Genomic DNA, 3544 nt, shown 5'->3' on the forward strand with positions numbered 1-3544 from the left:
CGACACCGGGGCCGAGGGCGACGACGATGCCCGCGGCATCCATCCCCCGCACCCGCTGCCGCGGCGCGCGCAGGCCGAACGCGGTCCGCACGATCAACGGTTCGCCGCGCATGACCCGCACATCCCCGTTGTTGAGCGCTGTCGCTCGCAGGCGCATAAGCACCTCGCCGCGACCGGGTTGCGGCACCGGGAGCTCGATCAGGGCAGCGGCGTCGGCATCGCCATAGCTGCCTTGGGCCCACGCCGGCATCGTGAGGGTGCTCGCCGCATCGATCGCGCTCATGTCAGTCCTCCGGGTAGCCGAACAGGTCGTCGAGGCCGACGCCGAAGGCGCGGGCGAGTTGGAAGGCGAGTTCGAGCGAGGGTGAGTACCTGCCCTGCTCGATCGCGATGAGGGTCTGGCGCGTGACGCCGACGCGACGGGCGAGCTCCGCCTGGGTGATGCCTTCCCGTTCGCGCACGGCGCGGATCGCGTTCGTGACGCGCGTGGGCTTGACCATCAGACGAGGCCCCGACGGTAGGCGATGACGCTCGCGATGCCCCCGACGATCGACGACAGCGCGAAGCCGAGGAACATCGTGTTCGCGATCCAGAACCAGTCCGCCTCGACGGCGCACAGCACGATCACGCCGAGACCGGCGATGACCGTGAAAGCCTGACCGACGCGACTGCTCATGACGCCGATGCTGCGGTCGCGCTCATCGCTGCGGCCGACACCGTCGCGATCGCGGATCCCCGCGACGATCCCCCACAGGATGCTGAGAGCGATGGATGCCGCGATGCTCAGCCCGATCGTCCAGAGCATGAGGGGCACCCAGTCGACCTCGGCGACGGGGCGCTGCGACAGTTGCGCCAGCACGAGGGCGATGTAGACCGGGACGCCCACGAAGGACACGACCAGTCCCACCCAGATGTTGCGTTCTTCATAGACCATGGCGCGCTCCCGGAGTAAAGAATATTTGACACGTCTGACTCTAGGACGACTCTCGTGAGCGTGTCAAGTGTTCTTTACATGCCGCGCCAGTGCCTCACGGCACCGTTCGCGGCGCGGAATCGCTGGTGCCGCGGCATCCGAAGATGGCGCCGCTGACAGCGGTCTGCAGCACGAGCCCCCGCGTCGCGTGCTCAGTTCAACTGAAGCATGCGCGATGGGGAGGTGCGGCCGCCGACCTCGACCTGCTGGCCGAGGTAGCGCACGTGCGTGTAGAGCCGGGAGCCCGCCCCCTGCAGGATGTCGAGGTCGTGGCCGAGCTCGGCGCTCAATCGCACGGCGGCCGATCCCGTGGCCTCGTCTTCTCGCACGCCGAGTTCGGGAGCGAACATCCGCGCGCGCACTGTGCGGTCCTCCCGTGAGATCCACGCCCAGACGTAGTGCAGACCGACCGAGTACGCGTCGGGATCGATGGCCTCGACATCCGCCGGCGAGTCGAGCCGCTGCAGCGAGAACTCCGGTGCCCATTGCGGCAGCGCGGTGATGTAGACGAGGTCGCCGTCCTGGCGGACGCGCGCGCTGCCGGCCGGGAGGGAGATCGTCCGGATGTCATCGCCGCTGGCGAGCAGCCAGGCCGCCAGCCCCACGGTCGGGTGCCCCGCGAACGGCAGCTCCTGCACCGGGGTGAAGATGCGGGCGTGTGCCGATCCGTCGGCGATCCGGTCGATGAAGATCGTCTCGCTGAACCCGGCGTCTCGGGCGATCTCCTGCTCGCGCTTGCGCGTCTGCGGCGACGACCACAGGATGCCGAGCGGGTTGCCGTGGCGGCCCTGCTCATCGACGAAGACATCCACTACTTCGATCAGGTCGGCCATGCTCCGATTCTCGCAGGCGCGGCCTCGCGTTCGCGAGGCCCGTGCAACGCGGGCGCTCAGCCGCCGAGGCCGGGTAGCGGCGGTTCGGGGTCGTCGGCGACGCGGAGGAACCGGATGAACACCGACAGCCACCCGAAGATGAGCGCGAACACGATGATCTCGAACGCCGTCAGGCCGAAGTAGCCGACCGCGAACAGCACGATCGAGGCGACGAGCGCGCCGAGGAAGGCCCATGCCGCCAGGAAGTAGGCCCTCGGCATCCTGCGCATGATCCACCGTCCGCCGATGAGCAGCACCAGGAACATCAGCGCCATGCCGGATGCCGACAGGTTGTGCAGCCAGAGGTTCACGTCGACCGGGAAGATGCCGACGCACGCGAGCATGACGCCCATGACCGCGAGCGCCGTCGTCACGATCGCGACGCCGCGCTCCGATTCGCCGAGCGCGCGTAAGTCGTGCCGGACGAAGAGCGTGAAGGTCGTCACGAGCAGTCCGCCCGCGATCAGGGTGCCGTTGAAGAGGAAGCTCGACAGGTCGCCGAACGTGCCGAGCTGGCTGAAGTGCAGTTGCCACCATTGCGGGTCCGAGGTCGTGAGCATCGCGGCGAGGGAGCCGATCGCGATGAAGGTGACCAGGAGTGAGGTCACGCGCTGGGTCGTCATGCGCGATGCCGACAGATAGCTCAACCACCCCGCCAGCCCGACCACGACCGCCATGAGGACCGTCGTCCAGAACGCGTTGAGTTCGGCGCCGATGAAGGCCCTCGCCAGGACGGCGAACAGCGCCAGCGTGCCGATCGCGGTGAGCGCGACGTGCGCGATCACGACCGACACCGTCGAGACGATGTACCGCCAGCTCGCGATCTCGCGCCGCCATGCTTCACCGTCCGTGGTCCGGGCGCGCCAGAATGCGAGCGCGGAGGAGATCGCGGCGGCGACGGATGCCGCCAGTGCCGCCCATACCGCGAAGCTCCACCCGCCCCACAGCGCCGCACCCTCCCCGCCGAGCCCCAGGATCAGGCCAACGCCTGCACCGCCGACTCCGGCGATGGTCGAGGCCAGCAGCGCTTCGGCCTCGGCGCGCAGCGACGGCTCGTCCGTGGGGTGATCCGCAGTCGAGGTGCCGGTGGTGGTCATGGCGCCAGTGTAGGCGTCGCGCGGGCGGGCACCGGCGCGCTCCCAGGCCGTGCGGGTAAGATAGCCTGGTCGGCTCTGGACACCGCGCGCGTGCGCGGATGCTGGTGAGTTCCAGTTTGTGAGTCCTGTTGTGAGTCAGGGGCCGATGGTGAGCGTCGATCGACGCGCATGAACCATCACTATGAATGGCCCCCGGCCGACGAATGTCCGGGTAGCTCCGTTGCGTCTGTGCGCGCGGAGCGCTGTTCTCGTGCGAGAAACCCAGAAGGACAACCCATGCCCAAGAACAAGAAGCCGGCCGTCGGCCGCGCCCAGGACTTCGAGCCCCGCTACGGCAAGAAGACCTCCTACCAGGACGCCAAACGCCGCCCCGGACAGCCTTTCAGGGGCGCTCCCGCGCCGCGGGGGCGGGAGGACCTGCCCGGGGAGGCGAGATTATCGCATCAGTCCTCCGCCGGCAAGCCCGGAAGCAAGAGCCCCAGCCACCGCGGCTACCGCCCGGCGGAGGAGGGCGCGCCCGCCAAGAAGCGCTGGTCCGCCGAAGAGCGCGCCGGCCGCGACGATGCCCGCGGCATCCGATCGCAGGCGCACGGCCCGCGCCG

At 69.2% G+C, this 3544-nt stretch carries 5 protein-coding genes and 1 pseudogene; 1 reads left to right on the forward strand and 5 read right to left on the reverse strand.

The genetic code is table 11. The features are described 5' to 3' along the window. The 5 genes from WBP48_RS07525 to WBP48_RS07545 all read right to left on the reverse strand — a co-directional run. Positions 1-283 (reverse strand): alcohol dehydrogenase catalytic domain-containing protein (locus WBP48_RS07525; protein WP_424438405.1); only part of this gene is annotated, 283 nt, incomplete at its 3' end. A gap of 1 nt (position 284) precedes the next feature. Continuing rightward, positions 285-500, reverse strand: a complete 216-nt coding sequence (locus WBP48_RS07530; protein WP_424438408.1) for a helix-turn-helix transcriptional regulator — start codon at positions 498-500, stop codon at positions 285-287. Continuing rightward, on the reverse strand, positions 500-934 hold the full coding sequence (locus tag WBP48_RS07535; protein ID WP_424438411.1) for a hypothetical protein: 435 nt from the start codon (positions 932-934) through the stop codon (positions 500-502). Before WBP48_RS07535 ends, WBP48_RS07530 begins: the two co-directional genes overlap by 1 nt. 191 nt (positions 935-1125) lie before the next feature. After that, positions 1126-1806 carry a PhzF family phenazine biosynthesis protein gene (locus tag WBP48_RS07540; RefSeq protein ID WP_424438414.1) on the reverse strand — a complete coding sequence of 227 codons (681 nt, stop codon included), beginning with the start codon at positions 1804-1806 and terminating at the stop codon, positions 1126-1128. A gap of 56 nt (positions 1807-1862) precedes the next feature. Then, a complete protein-coding gene (locus WBP48_RS07545) occupies positions 1863-2942 on the reverse strand; it encodes a DUF998 domain-containing protein (protein WP_424438417.1) in 1080 nt (359 codons plus the stop codon). A gap of 276 nt (positions 2943-3218) precedes the next feature. Between WBP48_RS07545 and WBP48_RS07550 the strand changes: the two are divergent. Further along, positions 3219-3544: pseudogene (locus tag WBP48_RS07550) on the forward strand (DEAD/DEAH box helicase); the annotation flags it as partial.

This window comes from Microbacterium sp. (assembly GCF_049661145.1).
GTDB lineage: Bacteria > Actinomycetota > Actinomycetes > Actinomycetales > Microbacteriaceae > Microbacterium.